Raw genomic sequence first — 20,872 nt, 5'->3', positions numbered from 1 at the left:
ACGGTTCCCCGTCGTCCGGTCAACCCTCCGCGGCAGGCCGGACGGCGGGGATCTTCCCACCGCGGAAGGCGTCCACGAACAACCGGTGATCTTCCCGTGACTGCTCGGCGTAGGCCATCCCGAACTCGGTGAGCGTGCGGACGAACTCGTCCTCGCGGTCGCCGATCACCCCGGCGATGGCCGCTTCGCTCTGGAAGTCGACCAGTGTCTGATCGGAGTCCGAATCGGACACACAGTGCATCTTCGCGGTGGCCCGGCCCAGGTAGTCGAGCACCGGACGCATCTCCGACGGCTCGGTCAGATCCGACCAGTCCAGGTCGTCGACGTAGGGTGACAACTCCGAGACGACGAACCCGGTGCCGTCGATCTCCGTGTACCCGAGCCAAGGATCCGCGTGTGCCTGCAGCGCGCGCTGCGAAACGGCGGTGCGGTGACCCTCGTTGGTGAAGTAGCCGCGGATGCTCTGCTCGGACACGATCCGGCTCGGCGCCGCGACATTCCCTTGTTTCATCGACAGGACGACGTCGTTCTCCAACGCCTGGGTACGTCCTTCGACGAGGATGTTGTACGCGGGCAGCCCGGCCGAGCCGATGCCGAATCCGGTCCTGCCGACGATGTCCTTGACCCGGTAGGTGATGCTGCCGAACCGCTTGTGCTCCGGGATGGTGTCCAAATAGGACTCGAAGGCGGCGATCGCGGTCTTGCGTTCCGCCTTCTCCAGGACCCGGACCCCCGGCCCGTGCCGGAACCTGCGGTCGTAGTCCTCCACTGTGGTCACTGCATCGAGCAGGTCGATCCGGGTCTTCAGCCGGGCCCGGAGCAGCACGTTGTGCAGGATGCCTTCGGTGCTGTCGAGCTGGAGCCGGACAAGCTCGTCGCCGGGGCGCTCGGCGTACTCGCGGACCTGCTTCACGTAGGCACGCAGATAGGTGCCGATCAGCGTCTCGATGTCGTCGTCCGAGATCGCCTTGCTCCACGCCAGCAGCGCGACACTGGCCGCCAGCCGCTTGAGATCCCAGGTGAAGCAGCCCAGATAGGCCTCGTCGAAGTCGTTGACGTCGAACACCAGTGTCCCGGACGAATCCATGTAACTGCCGAAGTTCTCGGCGTGGAGGTCGCCCTGGATCCACACCCGGCTGGTCTCGTCGTTCGCCCACGGGTCGTCCTCGTGCGCCATGTCCGCGTAGAACAAGCACGCGGAACCGCGGTAGAAGGCGAACGGCGCGGCCGCCATCTTGCGGAACTTACGGCGGAACGCGTCGGCGTCCGCGCGCATGAGGTCTTCGAAGGCCTCCACCAGCACCTCGACGATCCGCGCCTGCCGATCGTCCTCACCCTGCTCGCGGATCCATTCGACCACACCTGCCATTGCGACCTCCAGACGGCTCTCACCGTGCCACAGGTCGGCGTGCCGGGCAGCTCAGATCTTCCGGAATCGCGCGTCCAGCAGCGCGAAGGCGCCGAACGCGGCGATACCGGCCGCGAGCGCGAGCAGCATCGGGCCACCGTAGGGCTGCGCGACCAGCGTCTTCAGCGCGACGTCGAGCCCGCTCGCCTTGGCGGGGTCGAAGGTGACCGCGGCGATGACGGTCAGGACGCCGATGGTGCCGTACGCGGCGGAGAGCGCGATCCAGCCGACCTGGCCGAGGCGGATCGTCGTGGTGCGGGTCGTTCCGGAGGCACTGCCGAAGTCGAGTTCCCGCACGAACGTCTTCCGGAACCCGCGCTGGGCGAGGAACACCGCCACCGCCACGACGGCGATCCCGACGACGGTCACCAGAACCTGGCCGTAGGACTGCGCGAGGATGTCGGCGACCAGCGAGCCTTGCCCGTCGTCGGCGCCCGCGATGGCGACCTTCACCGCGCTGTAGGAGACGAGGCCGTACAGCACGACCTCGATCCCGCTGACGATCCGGCGGACCGTCCGCCGCCGCGCCTTCACCTGCCGGTGCCCGGTGACCGCCTCGCTGAGCTGCCACAACGCCAGTACGGCGAGACCGGCCGCGATCAGCCACAGTAGCCACGCGCCGCCTTCCGCGACCACCACCTGCAAGGCGCCCGCCTTGTCCGCCTTGGCCTTGTCGCCGAGCGCGACCTGCGCCGCGAGCCACGCGACGAGCAGGTGCACGACCGCGTAACAGACGAGCCCGCCTCGGGCGATCAGGTCGAACGTCTTGCTGTCGCGCATCGGGTGATCCTTGTCGAGCGCGCGCCTGTTGACCAGGGCCGGCCGGAGCAATGTGTCCGATCTGTCAAGTTTCGTGATCAAGCCGCACTTGATCTCCACCTAAGTGGAGGGTGAATCCTGATGTGACCGACTTGAAGGAGTGACCATGAGTGAGGACAAGGGTTTCTACTCGATCATCGAGTACGCGGTCGACGGACCCGAGACCCAGACGGCGTTGGTGGAGGCTTTCGCCGAAATCCAGGACCGCTGGGTCCGGTTCTACCCGGGCTACGTCTCGGCGCGTTTCCACGCGAGCATCGACGGGACACGGGTCTTCAACCTCGTCAGCTGGGCGAGCGAGGCGGACTACCGGCATTTCGAGGAGACGTCGGACACCGCAGGCCGTCTTGAAGCCATCCAGGCGGCGCTCGACGGCCTTCCAGGAGAGGTGGAGTCACGGGTGAGCGCGAACCCGCGCTATCGCGTCGTCCGCGAGACGGGCCCGGGCCCGCGGGTAGGTGGCTGATCGCGTCGCCGGGAGGGCCGAAAGTCCCGGTCCGCCGGTCCGGGCACGACCACCCCGCGTCGCCCGGTCGGCTCCGTCCGCCGGATCCCGCGATAGCGAGCACGGATCCCGAAGGCCGCGAGCAGTCCGAGGACGGCGAGCCCGAACGGCCGGAGCGTGACCGTCCACGGCCACGCGGCGCCGCCGAGCGCCAGGTGTCCGGTCTGGTACTCCAGGGTTCTGGCCGTCCATCGCGTGGTCGCGGTGTCCGTGGTGCGCACCAGGTCTTGGAGCACGGCGTCGAACGGGAAGCCCGGCCCGGTGTGCAGGTACACGGGTGAGTATCCTTCGGCGGCGTGCGTCGCGGCCGCGTCGGCGCCCGGCACGATCAACCGGTCGACGTCGTCCTCGGCAGGCGTGCCCCTCGGGGCGAAAGTCAGCCCGTGCCGGGACCGGATCGGCGCGCCGTCCAGGCCGACGGCCGTTGTTTCGACCGCCAGCGATTGGCCGTAGGTGTCGAACACCGCGGCGAGTTCCAGCTCACGGATCCCGGTGGTCAGCAGGACGCCCAGCATCGGCTTGTCCCACCGGAAGGCGGTGTTGAACCCGACGACGGTGTCCGCGGCCTCGAAGGTGTGCTGCGCCATCGGCGTGCTTGCGCCGGGGGAGTAGTGCGTCCACCCGACGGCCTCGGCCGCCTTCCGTGCGGTTTCGGTGCCGGCGAGCCGCTCGGTGACCCGGAGCGCCCCGTCGATCCCGGACAGGATCCCGGCCGTGGTCACGATGGTGCCGTCGTCGACATAGCGCGTGCCGCGGATCCAGTCCACGGCGGGGAACTCGTCGTCGAAGCCGCCGATACGCGACCAGTGCGCGGTGGCTTGCCGCCCATCGAGAAGCCCGGCCGAGGCGAGGACACCCGAACCGTTGCAGACACTCACGAGCAGCGCGCCCTTCGACGACTGCTGCCGGAGCCAGTCGGTCACCGGTCGCGTGGTCGGCTCGCCGAGATCCGGCAAGGCGGGCACCACCACGACGTCCGGGGCGGCGGACGAGAGCAGCCTGTCGAGGTCGGCGAAGCCGAGGTCGGGGATCAGGTCGAGTCCGCCGGTCAGGGTGACCGGCCTGGCCTCGGGTGCGACGGTGTAGACGTTGAACGCGCCGCTCGTCGCCAGGACTTCGAACGGGGCCAAGGTATCGGAGACGACGGCGCCCTCGTTTCCCACGACGACCACCGCGGTCGGCTTGGCGGAATCGTGCGCCCGGCGCACCGGCTGTGGCGAGATCCCGTCGGTTCTCGGTGTGTAGCGGTTCTCGAAGCTGGCGCTGAGCGTGATCCCGCCCAGGGTGAGCGGCAGGGCTAGTGCGGCGACGGTGAACGCCAGCACGGTCAGCGTGACGCGGAGGAAGGCGCGCATGGTCAGGCCCCGTACTCGACGCGGCGGCGGAGCATGGCGGCGAGCATCGCGGGCACCATCAGCACGTGCCCGGCCGTCATCACCGTCGGTCCGGAGACCAGTCCGGTCCAGAAGAACGGCAGGACGAGAACGTAGGGCAAGTACATCGCGGCCGACATCTCCGCGATCGAAACCCAGCCGTGGCGCCGGATCCGCATCCACAACGCCATGCCGAGCGACATGTTTGTCGCCATCACCAGCGCGCTCGCGGTCACGTTCTTCGCCAGGTCCGGCCACAGGAACGACCAGACCGGTTCGAGGACGAGCATCCCGGCCACCATCGCGAGGAGCATTTCCACGGCGTGCCGGATGAAGTGCAGGACGGCCCGGTTACGGGTCTTCGGTTCGATCGTGTGATTCATTTTCGGCTCCCTCGATCGGTTCGATGGGAGCAATGTTCGGCCGCGGCAAGGCATGTCGGCAGGTGCCGGAAGTCATGGACGGGGTCATGTGACCCGTCAGAAGAGGCCGAGTTCTCTCGCGCGCAAGGCCGCCTGGGTCCGGTCCCGCACCTGGAGCTTGGCCAGCACGCTCGTCACGAGGTTCTTCACCGTGCCCTCGGCGAGGAACAGCGTTTTGGCGATCTCCCGGTTGCTGTGGCCGTCCGCCAGGAGCCGGACCACTTCCAGTTCACGGTCGGACAGCGGCGTCGTCAGCGGCTGGGCGCGCGGTGTCTCGGCAGGCAACCGCGCCACCCTGGCGACGAGCTTCGCCGCCACCGACGGTTGCAGGACCGACTCACCTCGCTTGGCCGCGACCAGCGCCTCCACCAGCCGGGTCGACGAGACGTCCTTGAGCAGATAGCCGACGGCCCCCGCCCGCAGCGCGGCAAAGACGTCCGCGTCGTCGTCGAAAGTGGTCAGCGCCAGCACGCGTACGCCAGGTTGCTCGGCCCGCAACCGGGTGGTGGCCGCGATCCCGTCCAGCACCGGCATGCGCAGATCCATCAGCGCGACGTCAGGACGGAGTTCGGCACAAAGCCGCACGGCCTGCTCCCCGTCACCCGCCTCACCGACGACCTCGATCTCCGGCTGGACTTCCAGCAAGGTCGCCAGTGCTTCGCGGAACAACGCCTGGTCGTCGACGATCAGGACGCGAACGCTCATCCCGGCACCTCCACGGTGAGCGTCAGGCCGTTCCCCGCGTCGGAGCCGACAGAGACTTGCCCGCCGAGCCCGGCCACCCGCTCCCGCAGCCCGACGAGCCCGAAGCCCTTGTCCGACGGGCAATCTGCGGCGAGCCCGAGGCCGTCGTCACGGACTTCGAGCCGGACACGATCGGTGACGGCGTAGTCGAGCACCACGGTCGCCGCGTTGGCCCGCGCGTGCTTGCGTACGTTGGTCAGTCCTTCCTGGGCCGCCCGGAACAGCGACTCCTCCACCTCGGCGCGGGTCTCCCTCGCCGTCCCCTTGATCTCGAACCCGGTCGGCACGCCCACCGCGGACGCCTCGTCCGCGAGCACCCGCAACGCGTCCGCGAGTGGCTTGGAGCGCGGCTCCCGTAATGCCGAGACTGAGCGGCGGACCTCCGCCAGCGCCTCCCGAGACTGGTCCTGCGCCTTGGCGAGCATCCCGTCGACCCGCTCCGTGCCGGCGGTACCGATCACCGCGCGGGCGGCCTGCAACATCATCTGCACGACCGTCAGATGATGGCCGAGTCCGTCGTGGATGTCGCGCGCGAGCCGGTTGCGCTCCTGGGTCGTCGCGAGTTGTTCGGCCTGGGCGGCGTAGTCACGAAGCCGTTCGTGCGCCTCGGCCAGTTCCTCCCGCGCCCGCTTCTCCCGGACGACCAACTCGGTCACGACGGCGGCGAACACCATGACCGCGAGCGTCCCGAGCCCTTCGCGGAGCCCGTCCAACGGCGACATCGGCAGGTGGATCAACGGAATCAGCACCGCGACCCCGAACGCCACGGGCAGTGGCAGCGACAACACGGTGTGGCAGACGAGGACCACGAGAAGCAGGACCGATCCGACAGCGGCACCCGAGAGCGAGAACAGGGTGAAGCCGAGCGGTAACTGAACACAGACATACGCGATCGCGAGGGCGCGTCCGCGTTTCTGGACCCAGGGGAAGCCGACGATCGCGATCGCCGCGTAGACCAGCCCGACGACGAGCGTCGGCAGCACGAGCGTCTCGTACTTGGCCGAGCCGAGGGGCAACGTCACATACGCGACGAGGGTCAGCACGGCCAGGGCCCGGTTCACGGACACACAATAAACGCAATTAGTCCTCTAGTTGCGGTACTTCGTACCCGGAACTACCGCAACTAGAGGACGAAACGCGGAGTCAGGCGATCGTGCTGTTCCGGATCTCCAGCGAGAAGGGGGTCTGGACGTCTTCGGGTTCGAGGTCGCTCCCGCCCGCGATGCGGCGCCTTAGCAGATCGACCGCCGCCCGCGCGATCGCCGCCTTGTCCGGGGCGATCGTCGTCAGCGAGGGCAGGCTGTACGCGCTCTCTTCGTTGTTGTCGAAGCCCACGATCGCCATGTCGGACGGCACCTGGACGCCCCGCTCGGCGGCGGCGCGCAGTGCACCGATGGCGAGGAGGTCGTTGAAGCAGAAGACCGCGTCCGGCGGTTCCGGCAGCGCGAGCAGATGCGCCATCGCCTCGGCCCCGTTCGCGCGGTGGTAGCGCAGCGCGGGCAGGACCAGTTCCGGCGTGGACGCGACGCCGGCCTCCTCGAGCGCGAGGTGGTAACCCTCCAGCCGTTGCGCGGCGGTGTGGCGCTGCGGATGCGCGCCGATCGCGGCGATCCGGCGACGGCCGAGGGAGAGCAGATGCCGCACCGCGATCCGGGCGGCCTGGACGTTGTCGATGCCGACGTGGTCTATCGGGACGTCCACGACGTGCTCGCCGAGCATCACCAGCGGCACGCCTGGCGCCAGATCGCCGAAATCTTCGGTGTGCAACGCTTCCGGGCTGATGATCGCCCCGTCGATCAGATGCGGGCCCAGCGCGGACAACGCGTTGCGCTCCCGATCCCTGGTGCCGAGGGTCTGTTCGATGAGGACGTTCCACTCGTGCTCCTGCGCCGCTTGCAGCACCAGGCCCGCGAGCTCACCGAAGTACGGGATGCTCAGTTCGGGCAGCATCAGCCCGAGGAACCCGGTGCGGCCACGGCGAAGGTTGCGGGCACCGAGATTGGGCCGGTAGCCGGTCGACGCCAGTGCCTCCTCGACCCGCCTGCGGTTCTCCGGCTTCACGAAGTCGTAGCCGTTGACCACGTTCGACACGGTCTTGACCGAGACGCCCGCAAGCCTGGCGACGTCCTTGAGCGTGGCCACCCTCGCTCCCCTCTGAGAGATCCGGCACAGATCCGGCACAGCCTAACCGCGCGAACGGCGGATTTACAACGTTGTACCAACGATGTAAATCTGGCATCGTCCCTGTGAGTGACATGGGTCACCGCAGGCCCGTGTGCTCGACTTCCCCGAGGAGCGATCGATGTCCCTGCCCATCCGCCGCACCCTGGTCCTGGTGACCGGCCTCGCGCTCGCGCTGACGGCCTGCACCAGCCGCGAAACCCAGCAAGCCGCCCCGTCGGGGGCGGGACCGGCCGCTTCGGCGGCGCCGAGCCGGGCCGCGACCGGGCCGGGATGCGCCCGCGAGAAGACCGGATACCCGCAGGTGGACGTGAAGAACGCGGTCATCGGCTTCTCCCAGTCGGAGAAGGAGGCGAACCCGTTCCGGATCGCCGAGACACAGTCCATCAAGGACGAAGCGGCGAAACTCGGTGTCCCGGCGGACAAACTCCTGGTCACCAACGCGCAGAGCGATCTCAACAAGCAGGTCAGCGACATCAAATCGCTGCTGGACCGGGGCGCGCAGCTGCTCATCGTGGCGCCGCTGAACTCCGACGGCCTGCAGCCGGCACTCGACGCGGCGAAGGCCAAGAAGGTCCCGGTCATCACGATCGACCGCAAGGTGACTTCGCAGCCGTGCTCCGACTACCTGACCTTCATCGGGTCGAACTTCGTCGAGCAGGGCAAGCGCGCGGCACAGGAGATGGTGAACGCGACCGGCGGCACCGGCAAGGTCGCGATCCTGCTCGGCGCTTCGGGCAACAACGTGACCACCGACCGCACCAAGGGTTTCAAGGACGAGATCGCCTCGACGCCGGGTGTCTCGATCGTCGCCGAGCAGACCGGTGAGTTCGACCGGTCCAAGGGCCAGGGGGTCATGGAGCAGCTGATCCAGAGCAACCCCGAGATCACCGCCGTCTACGCCGAGAACGACGAGATGGGCATCGGCGCGGTCACCGCGCTCAAGGCCGCGGGCAAGACACCGGGCAAGGACGTCAAGATCGTCTCGATCGACGGTACCCGCAACGCCGTCCAGCTGATCGCCGACGGCAGCTACAACGCGGTCATCGAGTCCAACCCGCGCTTCGGCCCGCTCGCGTTCTCCACGCTGCAGGACTTCGCCGCAGGCAAGGAGATCCCGCCGACCGTGGTGATCTCCGACGACCAGTACGACTCGGCGAACGCGGCGCAGAAGCTCGGGAACGCGTACTGAAGATGGAACCGGTCCTCGAGGTCGAAGGCGTGACGAAGACGTTCGCCGGGGTACGCGCGCTGGACGACGTGTCGTTCGCGCTCCGGCCGGGTGAGGTGCACGCGCTGGTCGGCGAGAACGGCGCCGGCAAGTCGACGCTGATCAAGGTGCTCACCGGCGTGCACCGGCCGGACTCCGGCACGATCCGCGCGCGGGGCGCGATCTCCACGATCTACCAGGAGGTCAACCTCATCCCGCTGATGAGCGTGGCGAGCAACGTGTACCTCGGCCGCGAGCCGAGGAAGCGGTTCGGGCTCGTCGACCGGGCGCGGATGAACTCCGACGCGGCGGCGCTGCTGGCGGACTATCGCATCGACGCCGACGTCCGCCGTCCACTCGGGACACTCGGCGTCGGCGCCCAGCAGATGGTCGCGCTGGCGCGGGCGGTGTCGGTCGACGCCGACGTCGTGATCATGGACGAGCCGACGTCCTCTTTGGAACCGCGTGAGGTCGAGACGCTGTTCGAGGTCATCGGCAAACTGCACGAACGCGGGATCGCGATCGTGTACGTCAGTCACCGGATGGACGAGCTGTACCGGATCTGCGAGCGCGTCACGGTGCTGCGGGACAGCAAGCGTGTCCACACCGGACCGCTCGCCGACCTGCCGCGGCTCGAACTCGTGTCGATGATGTTGGGCCGCAGTGTGGGCGACATCCGCAGCCACGGTGCGACAGCCTTCGAGGGCGGCCACGAGTCAGGCCGGGAACCGGTGCTGCGTGCGGAGAACCTCACCAGCGGCAATCGGCTCGCGGATGTCTCGGTGTCGATCAAACCCGGCGAGATCGTGGGGCTCGCCGGGTTGCTCGGCTCCGGCAGGACCGAGACCGCGCGGGCGATCGTCGGCGACCTGCCCCTTTCCGGCGGCACCGTGCTCGTCGGCGGAAAGCCGGTCCCGCGAGGGAATGTGGCGGCCGCGATGCGCGCGGGTGTCAGCATGCTCGCCGAAGACCGCAAGACCGAGGGGATCATTCCCCATCTTTCGGTGCGGGAGAACATCGTGCTCGCCGCGTTGCCGAGGCTGTCCCGCTTCGGATTGGTCAGCCGTGGCCGGCAGGACCGGATCGTCGACACGTTCGTGAAACGCTTGCGCATCAAGGTGTCCAGCCCCGATCAGAAGGTTTCCGAACTCTCCGGTGGCAGTCAGCAGAAGGTGCTGCTGGCCCGCTGGCTGTGCACCGAACCCAAGGTGCTGCTGCTCGACGAGCCGACGCGAGGGATCGACGTCGGCGCGAAGGCGGAGGTCCAGGCGCTCATCGACGAACTCGCCCGCGACGGGCTGGCCGTCCTGTTGATCTCGTCGGAGATGGAAGAACTCCTCGACGGCGCAGATCGGCTGGTCGTGCTCAAGGACGGCGCGGTGGTCGGGGAACTGGCGGGGGAGCAGCTGACCCAGGACCATGTGCTGGCCGCGATCGCTTCGGGCGGGGACACGGAATGACCAGCACCCAGCAGAGAGCAGAGGATCCTGGAAGCACCATGGCGGACACGGGGAAAACGGTGGACCGGACCCGGGTGGCGCGCTGGCTGCAGGAGTACGGCGTGTACGTCGCCGTCGTCGCGCTGGTGCTGTTCAACATCGCGTTCACGGCGAACTTCCTGACCGTCGGCAACTTCCGCACCCAGCTCATCCAGGCCGCTCCGGTGCTGGTGGTGGCGCTCGGGATGGCGCTGGTGATCGGCACCGAGGGCGTCGACCTGTCGGTGGGCGCGGTGATGGCGCTGTCGGCCGCGCTCGTCCCGCTGTATCTCGGGGCGGGGACGTTGCCGGCGGTGGCCATCGCGCTCGCGGCGGGTCTGGCGGCCGGCGCGTTCAACGGCGTCCTCGTGGCCAAAGTCGGCATTCAACCGATCGTCGCGACCTTGGCCTTACTGGTCGGTGGGCGCGGTCTCGCGCTCGTGCTCGCCGACGGCCAGCTCATCCAGCTGCACGATCCGGCGTTCCTGGCGTTGGGCACCGGCGAGGTGCTCTGGATCCCGGTGAGCGTGCTCATCGCGGCCGTCCTGGCCGTGCTGGTGGCGGCGCTGGTCGGGAAGACGGCGTTCGGCAGGCGGCTGGTCGCCATCGGCGGCAACCGGCGGGCGAGCGTGCTGGCCGGGCTGCCGGTCAACCGCGTCCTCATCGGCGTCTACGCGCTCTGCGGGCTCCTTGCCGCGCTGGCCGGGGTGCTTTCCACCGCCCGCCTCGGCGCCGGTGACCCCGCGGACGCCGGGCTGCTGATGGAACTGTCCGCGATCACCGCGGTCGTGGTCGGCGGCACCCCGCTGACCGGCGGGCGCGTCCGCATCCTCGGCACGGTGATGGGCGTCCTGCTCATGCAGCTCGTCCGCGCCACGCTCATCAAGCACAACCTGCCGGATTCGACCGCGCAGATGATCCAGGCCGCGATCATCGTCGGCGCGGTGTACGTCGCACGGGAACGGAGCAGCCGATGACCGCGGCGCCCACACTGGCCGGTCAGGACTCCACCCGGCGTGAGCTGATGACCGGAGTGCTGCAGAAACAGGGCGCTGCGATCGCGCTGGTGCTCATGGTCGCGGTGGCGTGGCTGTTGTTCCCGCGCTTCGGCAGCCTGGACAACCTGCGCGACATCGCCCTGCAGAGTTCCTTCCTCGCGATCATCGCGCTCGGGATGACGTTCGTGATCATCACCGGTGGCATCGACCTGTCGGTGGGGTCGGTCTACGCGCTCGGCGGGGTCTTGGCGGCCTACGGGTCGCAATGGGGATTCCTCCTCGCGCTGCTGCTTCCGCTGGCGGTATGCGGGCTGATCGGCCTGATCAACGGGCTGCTCGTGGCGAAAACCGGGATGGCGCCGTTCATCGTCACACTGGCGACGTTGCTCTTCGCGCGCGGCTTGTTGCTCGCGATCACTTCCGAAGGCGCCACGACGTACAAGATCCCTGAGAACGAGGCGTTCGTCGAACTCGGTCGCGGCACGATGTTCGGCTTCGGCTATCCGGTGTTCATCGCCGCGGCCCTGTGCCTGATCGGCGGGCTCATGCTGCGGCGGACCCGGTTCGGGCAGTCGGTTTTCGCGACCGGTGGCTCGGAGCAGTCCGCGAAGCTGATGGGACTGCCGGTCGCGCGCACCAAGGTCACCGTCTACGTGATGAGCGGTGTCCTTTCCGGGCTCGCGGGCGCGCTCACCGCGGCCTACCTGCAATCCGGCGTCACGGTGATCGGGGTCGGCCTCGAACTGGACGCCATCTCCGTCGTCGTCATCGGGGGCACCCTGCTGACCGGCGGGATGGGCACGATTCTCGGAACGGTCATCGGAGTGGGCATCCGAACGGTCATCCAGAACGTCATCAATCAGATAGGAACTCTCGACAGCAACTACCAGTCGGTGGTCAGCGGCGCGTTCCTGCTGGTGGTCGTGGTTCTGCAGCGGTCGCTGGCCCGTACGACCACCCGGAGATAGGGAGATCGCACGCACCGAAGAACCGCACGCGCCCTGACGTCTTGGCGCGCGGCCCGGCCGCGCACGTGTCGTCCATCCCGTCACGCGTGACGTCCAACCAGTCACGCGAAACGGCCAGCCCGCTATCCGGGGCACGCTCACTCACTCACTCACTCCTGCCTGCCTACCGCAAGTAGAGGACTAATTGCGATTGGGCAGCAGCGGGAGAAAGAGTGGGACACTCCAGATCCTGCCGCAAGACCGCTGGCCGCTGCGGAAGGCGTCAGTACCGCGTGGGAGTCACACCACGCCCGGTAACCTTGCCGCCATGACCGGCCCGGACGTACCTCTCTCCTTCAAGCTCGCGTACGTCCCCGGCGTGACGCCCTCGAAGTGGGTCCGGATCTGGAACGAGCGGTCGCCCGGCGTTCCGCTCGACCTTGTCCAGACGACTCCCGCCGAAGCCGCCGCGCTGGTCCGGGAGCGCGAGGCGGACGCCGTCCTGCTGAGACTCCCTATCGACCGCGAGGGCCTGCACGCGATCCCGCTCTACACCGAGACGACCGTGGTCGTCGTCCCCAAGGACCACCTGGTCGCCGCCGCGGACGAGGTCTCTGTCGAAGACCTCGCCGACGACGTCGTGCTGCACCCGCTCGACGACACGCTGGACTGGGAGCGGCCGCCCGGGAAACCCGCGCTGGAGCGCCCGGCCACCACGGCGGACGCTATCGAACTGGTCGCCGCCGGCGTCGGGCTCCTCGTCGTCCCGCAGTCCCTCGCGCGGCTGCACCACCGGCGGGACCTGACCTACCGCCCGATCTCCGGCACCCCGGAGTCCGGCGTCGCGCTTTCCTGGCCGGAGGACGAGACCACCGACCTGATGGAGCAGTTCATCGGGATCGTCCGTGGCCGGACCGTCAACAGCACCCGGGGCCGCCAGCAGCCCCAGGAGAAACAGGAGAAGAGCAAGCGCCCCCAGGCCGGCGGCCGGAAGCCGCCGTCCGGGAAGGCGACGGGACAGCGCGGCGCTCCCAAAGGCGGGAAGCGTGGAAAGCCTCGGCGCAAGAGCTAGCTCTCGCTGTGAGCGGCCTTCACCCGCGCCTCCTCCTTGCGGACCTCGGCCTGGGTTTCGCGCTCCCGCTGGAGCCAGTCGGGGTTGTCGGTCTTGACCGCGTCGATCTGCTCCGTGGTGAGGGCGTGAGTGATGCCACCCCGCGCCAGGCCGCTGATGGAGATGCCCAGCTTCGCCGCGATGACCGGGCGCGGGTGCGGGCCGTTGCGGCGAAGGTCCCGCAGCCACTCGGGCGGCTCGGCCTGCAGCGCGTTCAGTTCGTCGCGGGAGACGACACCCTCCTGGAACTCCGCCGGGGTGGCCTCGAGGTACACACCCAGCTTCTTCGCCGCTGTCGCGGGCTTCATGGTTTGAGGGGTTTTCTGCGACGTCATCCCCTCAGGGTAACGAGCGCCTCGGACACCTCCGATCACGCCCGGTGATCAGCCTTCCCGGTGTCTTCGAGAAGGTTGTGAGCCGTCTGGGTCGGCGCCTGCTTCCCGCCAGAACACCGTCAGACGCCCTTGTCCGGGAGGGTCACGACACCGAATCCGGCGAGCACTCCGACGACGGCGACCGCGGCGAGGACCAGCCAGGCGACCGGATGCCCGAGGTTGAGCGTCCAGTAAGTCCCGACCCGCCGGTGCACCAGCAGCGCCGGGTCGTCCCGGTTCAGGTAGACCATCCCGGCCGCGTGCCAGTAGCGCTCGTCGTCGCGCTGTTCGTACCGGGTTTCCGCTTCGTCGCCGGTGGGTGACAGCCGGTGCCCGGCGTCGCCCGCCCGGACGGAGAAGACGATCCACGCGATGAAAGCGGCAGCGAGGGGGAGGTAGGCCACGATCGTGACCGGCACCGTCGTCTCGATGACCTTCCACAGTTGCAGCGAAACGACGAGCAGCGTCGCGTTGACGCAGCCGGCGGAGATCAGCAGCAGGCTGAGCACGCCGTGCAGGTACGCCCGGTACCGCGACGCCGACGCCGCCGGTTGTGCGGCGTCGATCTCGGGGCGGGCCCTGGCGATCGCGACGGTCAGGAGCGAGACCAGCACGACGACGAAGGCCTGGGCGAAGACAGTCGAAAAGGCCGCCAGGTCGTCGAGCAGGCCGATGACCGCCGTGGCGACGGCCAACAACACCGACGGCGCCAGAAGAATCCACTGTGGACGAACCGGGTCCGAGCGCAGCGAAGTGTCGGTGGCGACCGCTTGCCGTGTTCCGGTGTACCAGCCGCCGTCCCGTTTCGCGGCGACGATCGACCGGTGCGCCAGGGTTCCGAACAGGGGGCAGCCCACGATGAGGCCGATCAGGACGACGTCGGGCCCAGGCCAGTCGAAAAGAACGGCCGCGCAGGCGAGCAGAGCGACCGCCACGGTTCCCTGGTGGTAGCGACGGCGTACGAGGGCGATAACGGGTTCGCCGGTGCGCCCGGCGGGGATCCGGACGCCGAACGGGAGCGTCGGCCGCGCCAGCGCTGGCGCGGAAAGGAAGACGGCGGCGGTGCACCCGATCAGGGCGAGGCGCAGCCAAACCGGGCCGGTCATCGCCGCGCGTTCACGGCGAAGGAGTCCAGTACGGTCTCGCAACGCCCTGTCACCTCGCGCGGGCCGAGGCCGAGCGCGACGGCCTCGGCGAGCAGGGTGCGCAGCCGCTCCTGCCACTCGTCCGCGTAGCCGTCCTTCGCCGGTCCGGACGCCGCGTCGCGCCGGACGATGGCGCCGGTCTTGCGGTTGATCCGGATGAGCCCCTGCGTCCGCAGCAGGTCGTAGGCCTTGTTGACGGTGTGGAAGTTGATCCCGAGGTCGGCACCGAGTTGCCGGGTGGAGGGCAGGGCGCTGCCCTCGGTCAGCACTCCGTCGGCGACGGCTTCGACGACCCGGTCGCGGATCTGCTGGTAGATCGGCACCTCGCTGTCGAGGTCGAGAGTCAGCAACACGCAGCAAGGATATCTGCTATACACTTACTATAACAACTACATCAGATTGATAGCGTTGGAAGGTGATCGTGATGGCGAAGGTGGATGTCACCGGCGGAGGGTTGCGCGTGAGGTTCTCGACCTGGGAGCGACTGGCGGTGTGGCGCGACGAAGTGGTCGTTCCCCTGACGGCGATCACGGCTATCGAACACGTCGAAGAACCGGTCGGCCGGGCGCGGGGCGGACGTGCCGGGGTGTTGATCAGCGGTGTGCTGAAGGTGGGTTTCTGGGGGCTGGGGACAGGAGTCCGGCAGCTGGTGTCGGTACGGAGGGGAGTTCCGGCGCTGCGAGTCGGGATCGACCGCGCCGCCGCCGGGCTGCACTTCGACGAGCTGCTGATCAGCGCGTCCGACTCGGCAGAGGTCGCCGAGGCGCTGACCGCCCGCGTCTAGAGGTAGTCGAAGAACCGGTCCCACCACGACGGCGGCCGATCGGGCGGGTAGAGGCCGTCGAATCCGCTGATCCCGGTGTACTTGGTCCACAGCGGAGGTTCGGAGACGGGCAGGTAGTCGAGTGCTTCCAGCTCGTCTTCGATCCGTTTTCGGTCATGGGCCGGGAAGAACTCCTGCTCTTCGTCCTCGTCGTAACTGCCGGGATTTCCCAGTGTCACCACGGCCAGGCCACCGAAATTGCTGATCGTGACCGTCAGATGGTCCGACGCGGAGGTCGCGCCGGCCGGGATCTCGATCCTGCCGAGATGGCTGGCGTCCTGGACGTGACGGTCGACCTCGCAGGAGCAGTCGAATCGCCGATCGAGCCGCTCGGCCAGTCGCTCGAAGCGAGCCCGTGCCGCGGGTCCGTCGAAATCGTGCGGCACCTCCCAGTGGCCGGGTTCGTCCAGCTCTCGCAGCACTGCCCAGGTCTGCTGTTCGTCGAGGGGCATCGTCGCCTCCCGGCCTCGGGTGGTCTAGTCCACTTACCGAAACTGACCTTAACCAGCCGCGTCCAGCGCAGACAATGGTGGGACGAATTCTGGTCGGAAAAAAGTTCCCTACTAACAGGGGTAGCGCCAGCGCTACCGGTGATTCGGCGGCCTGCCCTCCTGATCTTCGAATCCGGTTCGACCAGTGTTGTCGGTGTTGATCCGGTCGAAGAAGGAGTGCGAATGACGGTACGCAAAGGCGTTGTGGTCCTGACGGTGGCGGGGCTGCTTGGCGCCGCGTGGACCACTGCGGCGGACGCGGCCCCGGCCAAGGGAACGGAGCTGCAGAAGGGCCTCGACTCGTTGGTGCGTCAGGAGAAGTTCCCGGCCGCGCTGGCCTACGTGACCGGCCGCGGCCGCCCGACGTCGCTGGTCTCGGGGTCCTCGCGGATCGACCGTCAGGTCCCCGTCCCGCGTGACGGCGCGGTTCGGGCGGGCAGCAACACCAAGACGTTCACCGCGGTCGCGGTCTTGCAGCTGGTGGCCGAGGGCAAGGTGCAACTGGACGCGCCGATCGAGAAGTACCTTCCCGGGATCGTGCGCGGGGAGGGTATCGACGGCACCAAGATCACCATCCGGCAGCTGCTGCAGCACACCAGCGGGCTCCCGAACTACACCGAACACCTCGGGCTGCGGGACTTCGAACAAGTGCAGCACCGCTACTTCCCGACCCACGAGCTGCTCGCCGCGGCGTTGAGCCACCCGGCGAAGTTCGCGCCTGGCACCAAATGGGAGTACAGCAACACCGGCTACCTGCTGGCGGGCATGGTGATCGAGAAGGTGACCGGACGCCCGATTCAGGAGCAGATCACCGAACGCGTGATCAAGAAAGCGGGCCTGAAGCACACTTACTGGCCGCAGGTCGGCGACCAGACCATCAAGGGACGGCACCCGCAGGGTTACGCCGTCGGCGATGTCGCCACCGGCAAGGTGATCGACGCGACCGAGATGGATCCGTCGTGGGCGGGCGCGGCCGGTCAGCTGATCTCGACGCCCAGCGACCTCGGCAAGTTCTTCCGTGTCCTCCTCGAAGGCAAGCTGGTGCCCGCCGCGCAGCTGGCCGAGATGCGGAAGACGGTCGACGCGCCTTTGTTCCCCGGGACGAAATACGGCCTCGGCCTGATGAGCAACCCGCTCACCTGCGGCGGGGTGTACTGGGGGCACGGCGGGGACATCGACGGGTTCGAGACCCGCGGCGGCGCCACGGAGGACGGCCGCACTGTCGGGCTCGCCGTGACCGCGATGCCGGGGGCCTTCGGCGACGGCGAGAAGGGAGCGAAGGCCGTGATGGCCACGGTGGACACCGCGTTCTGCAAGTGATCGAGCGGGGCGGTGCGCGGCCGGAAAACCGGTCCTCGGACCACGCGGGGTGTGGCTACCCTCGCCACGGAACTCACCCCGACGAGAAGGACTGGACCGTGCGTCATCACCACGCCGACGTCGTCCCCTCGGTTCGGTTCGAGGTGATCCTGGTGGCTCCGGGTGCCCGGTGCCCGCCGTCCGCAACCTTGGCATCCTCGCCCACGTCGACGCGGGCAGACCACACTCACCGAACGGATCCTGTACGTCACCGGCACCACCTACAAACGAGGTGAGGTCCACGACGGCACGACCGTGACCGATTTCGATTCCCAGGAGCGAGACCGTGGCACCACCATCTTCGCCGCCGCCGTCAGTTGTTCGTGGGACGAACGATCGCTCCGTGTCCTCGACGGCGCGATCGCGGTGTTCGACGGCGTCGCCGGGGTCGAACCGCAGCGCGAATCGGTGTGGCGCCAGACCGATCGGCACGGCGTGCCGCGGATCGCGTTCGTCAACAAGCTCGACCGCGCGGGCGCCGATCTGGACGCGGCCGTGGAATCCAGCCGGACAGGCTCCATCCGCGTCCGCTGGTGGTCCAGTTGCCGACGGATGCGACCGCTGGCCTGGGCCGACGGTGCCGAGACCGCCGAGGACGGGCCGGTTCCGGAGTCCTTTGTGGATGAAGCGAACCGGTGTCGCTGCCTGCTCGGAGAGCCTGTGACGGAACTCCACCCAGTCGTGTTGGAGGAGTTCTGCGAATCGTCGGTGATTTCGACGGAAACGCTGGTTTCGGCGCTGCGGGAGCTGACCCGGACCGGCGGGGGGTGTCGTAGTGCTGTGCGGTTCGGCCTACCGCGACCGTGCCCTTGGCGGAACTGGTCGGCTACGTGACGTGACTGCGCAGCCGGACACAGGGCCGGGGCACGTTCACCGCCCGGCCGACCGGCCACGCCCCGGCACCGGAAGGGCTGCCCGCCGGGTAGAACGACGATGGCCCGCCCACGACATTGTGGGCGGGCCATCGCTCGATCCGCTGCCATCCGGCGATCGGGCGCCGGGCGGCAGCAGTCTTCACCAGGTCACGGCGCGGGGTGCGGCGGACGGCAGTTCTGTCGCGGCAACGCGTGCGAACCGTTGGTGTACACACCGTCCGCGATCGTGTCCTCCATGATCGAGCGGTGATCGGTGGGACGGGCCCACTGGTAACAAAGGTGCTGCGCGAAGTACCCGCCAGGAGCTTCGAAGGTGTCGAAGTGGCAGACACCGTCGGTCTCGATGCAGTAGCGGATGAACGGGATGCCACCGAAGTCGGTGCGGCCGGGCCCGAACGACACGTAGCCGCCGAACGGCGACGGAGCACCGGTGCCAGGAGGGAGCACCGCGCTGATCCCGCGTCCCGGCGGACCGACGGGCTGCATCGGGTCGGCGAAGATCTTCGCCCTGAACCGCGACTTGTCCACGGCGAGCCTGCCGCCGGCGATGTCGTTCAGCACCAGGTTCGCGACCAGCGCGCCCTGCGAGTAGCCGACGACGGTGAATTCCGCGCCGGGGTTCTCGTCGAAGGAGCTTTGGACGACGCGGCGGGCTTCTTCGTGCCCGCGGGCGACGCTCTGGTCCATCGGTGTCTGGTCGCAGTTCGGTGCACCGGCGGCGCCCGCCGGGTAGTGGACCACCTTCCGGATCCCGCCCCGCAACCAGGCGTCGTTGTACACGCTCGCGGCCCCGTCGCAGGTGCCGCCGATGAGGATGTAGTAACGCGCCTGGTCGGCCTGCTCGGCTTGGGCAGACGGCGCGACGGCGCCGATCAGCCCGGTGGCCAGTGCGGCCGCCGCCAGGACCCCCCTGAGTTTCTTCATATTCATCGTCCTTCCGTTCGACTACGGTGCGTGTCGAAACGTTAGGGATGCGTCATGAAATTTTGATGAAACCCGCTGTCAGGGCCAACGAACTGGGCTGAACGGCCCTAGCGGTGGGAGAGCACGTTGACCACGTGGCCGCTGGGATCGCGGACGAAGAACCGCCGGACGCCCCACTTCTCGTCGGTCAGTTCGTGCACGATCTCCGCGCCGGAGGCCTTGGCCGCCGCATACCTCGCGTCGACGTCGTCGACCTCGATCGAGGCGACCGGGACGACAGGCGCTGTCTCGTCATGGGTCATGAGGCTCAGCTGGACCTCCGGCCGATCCGGGTCGGCCACGGTCACGATCCAGCCTTGGTCCATCACGACCTCGAAGCCAAGCACGTGGACGTAGAAGGCTTTCGCCTGCTCAATCGACTGGGTTTCGAGGTCGGGGACCACTCTCTTGATCGTCATGCGCGAATACTGGCACAGGGGTCCGACACTTCCGGGGGAGCAGGAGCGGCGTCGCGAGCAGGAGAGCGCCGGCGATGCCGACCGCGGCACGCGGGCCGGTAAACGCGGCGAGCAGACCCCACAGCGCGGTCAGGGCAGCCGTGGAGAGCTTGCCCGCGATCGACCAGGCCGACAGCGTGCGCGCCGCACGGTCGGTGGGCACCTGTTCGAGCCTGCTGGTGGCGAGCACCGGGTTGAACACTCCGATGCAGGTGATCAGGGCGAATTCGACGACGATGACCAGGATCAGCCCCGAGACACCGGGATGGATGAAGACCAGTCCGACGGGCCAGCAGACGCGCAGCCAGCCGGAGACGAAGAGGACCCGGTCCCGGCCGAACCGCGGAACGACCCTCCGGGAGAGTCTCGCCCCGATCAGTCCACCCAGACAGGGCACGGCGAAGGCGATCGCGTACTCGAACGGTGTGAAGCCGAGCTGCCCGAGCATCAGGACGGCGAACAGGGGCGCGGTCGCCATGATCAGGCCGTTGACCACGATCGTGTTGACGAACAGGGGTCGCAGCGTCGGATGGGTGAGGATGAACCGCCAGCCTTCTCGCAGGTCGCGGCCGCTCAGCCGAGGGCCTTCCGGCTTCGCGGGTGGCGGTTCCGAGCCGCCGACGGCGCGGATCCCGGCCGCCGACAGCAGGTAGCTGACCGCGTCGGCGGCGATCGTGACCACCGGTCCGAACAGGCCGACGGCGAAGCCGCCGAGCGGCGGGCCGAGCACCGTCGCGGTCCAGGTGGTGGATTCGAACCGGGCGTTCGCGACGAGCAGGTCCTCCGGTGGCAGCAGCGATTTCAGGAACGACCCGCTGGCGGCCAGGAACGTGATGTCGGCCGCGGCGACGACGACCGACACGGCGAGAAGCTGGCCGAAACCGAGCAGTCCCAGCGTGTACGCCACCGGAACGGTCAGCAGCGCCCCGCAGCGGACCAGGTCCATCGCGATCATCACCGGCCGCTTGCGGCGGAACTCGACCCAGGGGCCGAGCGGCAGCGCGACCACCGCGCCCACGACGAGCCCGGCGGCCGCCAGCAGCGAGACCTCGGTCGTGCCCGCCCCCAGTGTCACGATGGCGATGAGGCTGAACGCGTCGAACGCGAACCTGGTGCCGAAAGCGCTGGCCGCGTACGCCGCCCAAAGCCAGCCGAACCGTCGCCCCAGCGATCTCCCACCCACTCGCG

23 protein-coding genes and 1 pseudogene are annotated in these 20,872 nt (G+C 68.5%); 9 read left to right on the top strand and 15 right to left on the bottom strand.

Translation table 11 applies throughout. The features are described 5' to 3' along the window. Window positions 1-19: 19 nt before the first annotated feature. A complete protein-coding gene (locus ACM6LU_RS36470; protein WP_414942417.1) occupies window positions 20-1,369 on the bottom strand; it encodes a DUF2252 domain-containing protein in 1,350 nt (449 codons plus the stop codon). Between the two features lie 51 nt (window positions 1,370-1,420). Beyond that, the gene (locus tag ACM6LU_RS36465; protein ID WP_414942416.1) at window positions 1,421-2,188 is read right to left on the bottom strand and encodes a DUF1206 domain-containing protein; all 768 of its coding nucleotides are present in this window, start codon (window positions 2,186-2,188) and stop codon (window positions 1,421-1,423) included. Between the two features lie 145 nt (window positions 2,189-2,333). On the opposite strand from ACM6LU_RS36465, the gene ACM6LU_RS36460 reads away from it, so the two are divergent. Then, complete coding sequence (locus ACM6LU_RS36460) at window positions 2,334-2,693, top strand: antibiotic biosynthesis monooxygenase (RefSeq protein WP_414942415.1); 360 nt, start codon at window positions 2,334-2,336, stop codon at window positions 2,691-2,693. 38 nt (window positions 2,694-2,731) lie between these two features. Here ACM6LU_RS36460 and ACM6LU_RS36455 read toward each other — a convergent pair. The 5 genes and pseudogenes from ACM6LU_RS36455 to ACM6LU_RS36435 all read right to left on the bottom strand — a co-directional run. Next, a pseudogene (locus tag ACM6LU_RS36455) lies at window positions 2,732-4,087 on the bottom strand (DJ-1/PfpI family protein); the annotation flags it as partial. 2 nt (window positions 4,088-4,089) lie between these two features. After that, a complete protein-coding gene (locus ACM6LU_RS36450; protein ID WP_414942414.1) occupies window positions 4,090-4,488 on the bottom strand; it encodes a hypothetical protein in 399 nt (132 codons plus the stop codon). Window positions 4,489-4,584: 96 nt separating this feature from the next. Then, the gene (locus ACM6LU_RS36445; protein ID WP_414942413.1) at window positions 4,585-5,232 is read right to left on the bottom strand and encodes a response regulator; all 648 of its coding nucleotides are present in this window, start codon (window positions 5,230-5,232) and stop codon (window positions 4,585-4,587) included. After that, complete coding sequence (locus ACM6LU_RS36440; protein ID WP_414942412.1) at window positions 5,229-6,332, bottom strand: sensor histidine kinase; 1,104 nt, start codon at window positions 6,330-6,332, stop codon at window positions 5,229-5,231. Before ACM6LU_RS36440 ends, ACM6LU_RS36445 begins: the two co-directional genes overlap by 4 nt. An 82-nt stretch (window positions 6,333-6,414) precedes the next feature. Beyond that, complete coding sequence (locus ACM6LU_RS36435) at window positions 6,415-7,413, bottom strand: LacI family DNA-binding transcriptional regulator (protein WP_414942411.1); 999 nt, start codon at window positions 7,411-7,413, stop codon at window positions 6,415-6,417. Between the two features lie 160 nt (window positions 7,414-7,573). Here ACM6LU_RS36435 and ACM6LU_RS36430 point away from each other — a divergent pair, with 160 nt between their 5' ends. From ACM6LU_RS36430 to ACM6LU_RS36410, 5 genes are all read left to right on the top strand, one after another. Beyond that, window positions 7,574-8,644: an ABC transporter substrate-binding protein gene (locus ACM6LU_RS36430; RefSeq protein WP_414942410.1), complete on the top strand. Its 1,071-nt coding sequence runs from the start codon at window positions 7,574-7,576 to the stop codon at window positions 8,642-8,644. Window positions 8,645-8,646: 2 nt separating this feature from the next. After that, a complete protein-coding gene (locus ACM6LU_RS36425; RefSeq protein ID WP_414942409.1) occupies window positions 8,647-10,122 on the top strand; it encodes a sugar ABC transporter ATP-binding protein in 1,476 nt (491 codons plus the stop codon). A 38-nt stretch (window positions 10,123-10,160) separates the two neighbouring features. Then, complete coding sequence (locus ACM6LU_RS36420; RefSeq protein ID WP_414942408.1) at window positions 10,161-11,117, top strand: ABC transporter permease; 957 nt, start codon at window positions 10,161-10,163, stop codon at window positions 11,115-11,117. Then, window positions 11,114-12,106: an ABC transporter permease gene (locus ACM6LU_RS36415; RefSeq protein WP_414942407.1), complete on the top strand. Its 993-nt coding sequence runs from the start codon at window positions 11,114-11,116 to the stop codon at window positions 12,104-12,106. Before ACM6LU_RS36420 ends, ACM6LU_RS36415 begins: the two co-directional genes overlap by 4 nt. 307 nt (window positions 12,107-12,413) lie before the next feature. Then, a complete protein-coding gene (locus ACM6LU_RS36410; protein WP_414942406.1) occupies window positions 12,414-13,157 on the top strand; it encodes a LysR family substrate-binding domain-containing protein in 744 nt (247 codons plus the stop codon). Here the strand turns inward: ACM6LU_RS36410 and ACM6LU_RS36405 are convergent. From ACM6LU_RS36405 to ACM6LU_RS36395, 3 genes are all read right to left on the bottom strand, one after another. Next, window positions 13,154-13,504, bottom strand: coding sequence for a DUF5997 family protein (locus ACM6LU_RS36405; RefSeq protein ID WP_414942429.1), 351 nt, complete (start codon window positions 13,502-13,504; stop codon window positions 13,154-13,156). The two genes, ACM6LU_RS36410 and ACM6LU_RS36405, sit on opposite strands and share 4 nt — an antisense overlap. Before the next feature lie 146 nt (window positions 13,505-13,650). Then, window positions 13,651-14,676: a DUF1648 domain-containing protein gene (locus ACM6LU_RS36400; RefSeq protein ID WP_414942405.1), complete on the bottom strand. Its 1,026-nt coding sequence runs from the start codon at window positions 14,674-14,676 to the stop codon at window positions 13,651-13,653. Beyond that, complete coding sequence (locus tag ACM6LU_RS36395) at window positions 14,673-15,068, bottom strand: GntR family transcriptional regulator (protein WP_414942404.1); 396 nt, start codon at window positions 15,066-15,068, stop codon at window positions 14,673-14,675. The genes ACM6LU_RS36400 and ACM6LU_RS36395 overlap by 4 nt, the downstream gene beginning before the upstream one ends. Before the next feature lie 71 nt (window positions 15,069-15,139). Between ACM6LU_RS36395 and ACM6LU_RS36390 the strand changes: the two genes are divergently transcribed. Further along, window positions 15,140-15,499, top strand: a complete 360-nt coding sequence (locus ACM6LU_RS36390) for a hypothetical protein (protein WP_414942403.1) — start codon at window positions 15,140-15,142, stop codon at window positions 15,497-15,499. On the opposite strand, the gene ACM6LU_RS36385 is transcribed toward ACM6LU_RS36390, so the two are convergent. Further along, window positions 15,496-15,990 carry a hypothetical protein gene (locus tag ACM6LU_RS36385; protein ID WP_414942402.1) on the bottom strand — a complete coding sequence of 165 codons (495 nt, stop codon included), beginning with the start codon at window positions 15,988-15,990 and terminating at the stop codon, window positions 15,496-15,498. The genes ACM6LU_RS36390 and ACM6LU_RS36385 overlap by 4 nt on opposite strands. Window positions 15,991-16,212: 222 nt before the next feature. Between ACM6LU_RS36385 and ACM6LU_RS36380 the strand changes: the two genes are divergently transcribed. Further along, window positions 16,213-17,349, top strand: coding sequence for a serine hydrolase domain-containing protein (locus tag ACM6LU_RS36380; RefSeq protein WP_414942401.1), 1,137 nt, complete (start codon window positions 16,213-16,215; stop codon window positions 17,347-17,349). Window positions 17,350-17,511: 162 nt separating this feature from the next. Further along, window positions 17,512-18,222, top strand: coding sequence for a GTP-binding protein (locus ACM6LU_RS36375; protein ID WP_414942400.1), 711 nt, complete (start codon window positions 17,512-17,514; stop codon window positions 18,220-18,222). Here the strand turns inward: ACM6LU_RS36375 and ACM6LU_RS36370 are convergent. From ACM6LU_RS36370 to ACM6LU_RS36355, 4 genes are all read right to left on the bottom strand, one after another. Then, window positions 18,215-18,406: a hypothetical protein gene (locus ACM6LU_RS36370; protein ID WP_414942399.1), complete on the bottom strand. Its 192-nt coding sequence runs from the start codon at window positions 18,404-18,406 to the stop codon at window positions 18,215-18,217. The two genes, ACM6LU_RS36375 and ACM6LU_RS36370, sit on opposite strands and share 8 nt — an antisense overlap. Before the next feature lie 4 nt (window positions 18,407-18,410). After that, window positions 18,411-19,187 carry a PE-PPE domain-containing protein gene (locus tag ACM6LU_RS36365; protein WP_414942398.1) on the bottom strand — a complete coding sequence of 259 codons (777 nt, stop codon included), beginning with the start codon at window positions 19,185-19,187 and terminating at the stop codon, window positions 18,411-18,413. Window positions 19,188-19,294: 107 nt separating this feature from the next. Further along, entirely contained in the window at window positions 19,295-19,645 is a 351-nt protein-coding gene (locus tag ACM6LU_RS36360; protein WP_414942397.1) for a VOC family protein, read from the bottom strand. Beyond that, window positions 19,599-20,867 (bottom strand): MFS transporter, encoded by a 1,269-nt coding sequence (locus tag ACM6LU_RS36355; RefSeq protein WP_414942396.1) that lies wholly within the window; start codon window positions 20,865-20,867, stop codon window positions 19,599-19,601. Before ACM6LU_RS36355 ends, ACM6LU_RS36360 begins: the two co-directional genes overlap by 47 nt. Between the last annotated feature and the right edge of the window lie 5 nt (window positions 20,868-20,872).

Origin of the sequence: Amycolatopsis sp. cmx-11-51 (assembly GCF_047608665.1) — a bacterium.
In the GTDB taxonomy this organism is placed as follows: Bacteria; Actinomycetota; Actinomycetes; order Mycobacteriales; family Pseudonocardiaceae; genus Amycolatopsis.
Note: the sequence above shows the minus strand (reverse complement) of the source record. Positions and strands in the feature narration are given on the sequence as shown.

Excerpts from the sequence above, each read along its gene's own strand:
- ACM6LU_RS36390 (WP_414942403.1), top strand. The coding sequence starts at position 15,140 with ATGGCGAAGGTGGATGTCACCGGCGGAGGGTTGCGCGTGAGGTTCTCG.
- ACM6LU_RS36415 (WP_414942407.1), top strand. The coding sequence starts at position 11,114 with ATGACCGCGGCGCCCACACTGGCCGGTCAGGACTCCACCCGGCGTGAG.
- ACM6LU_RS36385 (WP_414942402.1), bottom strand. The coding sequence starts at position 15,990 with ATGCCCCTCGACGAACAGCAGACCTGGGCAGTGCTGCGAGAGCTGGAC.
- ACM6LU_RS36430 (WP_414942410.1), top strand. The coding sequence starts at position 7,574 with ATGTCCCTGCCCATCCGCCGCACCCTGGTCCTGGTGACCGGCCTCGCG.
- ACM6LU_RS36425 (WP_414942409.1), top strand. The coding sequence starts at position 8,647 with ATGGAACCGGTCCTCGAGGTCGAAGGCGTGACGAAGACGTTCGCCGGG.
- ACM6LU_RS36450 (WP_414942414.1), bottom strand. The coding sequence starts at position 4,488 with ATGAATCACACGATCGAACCGAAGACCCGTAACCGGGCCGTCCTGCAC.
- ACM6LU_RS36360 (WP_414942397.1), bottom strand. The coding sequence starts at position 19,645 with ATGACGATCAAGAGAGTGGTCCCCGACCTCGAAACCCAGTCGATTGAG.
- ACM6LU_RS36420 (WP_414942408.1), top strand. The coding sequence starts at position 10,161 with ATGGCGGACACGGGGAAAACGGTGGACCGGACCCGGGTGGCGCGCTGG.
- ACM6LU_RS36445 (WP_414942413.1), bottom strand. The coding sequence starts at position 5,232 with ATGAGCGTTCGCGTCCTGATCGTCGACGACCAGGCGTTGTTCCGCGAA.
- ACM6LU_RS36470 (WP_414942417.1), bottom strand. The coding sequence starts at position 1,369 with ATGGCAGGTGTGGTCGAATGGATCCGCGAGCAGGGTGAGGACGATCGG.
- ACM6LU_RS36405 (WP_414942429.1), bottom strand. The coding sequence starts at position 13,504 with ATGAAGCCCGCGACAGCGGCGAAGAAGCTGGGTGTGTACCTCGAGGCC.
- ACM6LU_RS36460 (WP_414942415.1), top strand. The coding sequence starts at position 2,334 with ATGAGTGAGGACAAGGGTTTCTACTCGATCATCGAGTACGCGGTCGAC.
- ACM6LU_RS36465 (WP_414942416.1), bottom strand. The coding sequence starts at position 2,188 with ATGCGCGACAGCAAGACGTTCGACCTGATCGCCCGAGGCGGGCTCGTC.
- ACM6LU_RS36410 (WP_414942406.1), top strand. The coding sequence starts at position 12,414 with ATGACCGGCCCGGACGTACCTCTCTCCTTCAAGCTCGCGTACGTCCCC.
- ACM6LU_RS36400 (WP_414942405.1), bottom strand. The coding sequence starts at position 14,676 with ATGACCGGCCCGGTTTGGCTGCGCCTCGCCCTGATCGGGTGCACCGCC.
- ACM6LU_RS36380 (WP_414942401.1), top strand. The coding sequence starts at position 16,213 with ATGACGGTACGCAAAGGCGTTGTGGTCCTGACGGTGGCGGGGCTGCTT.
- ACM6LU_RS36365 (WP_414942398.1), bottom strand. The coding sequence starts at position 19,187 with ATGAAGAAACTCAGGGGGGTCCTGGCGGCGGCCGCACTGGCCACCGGG.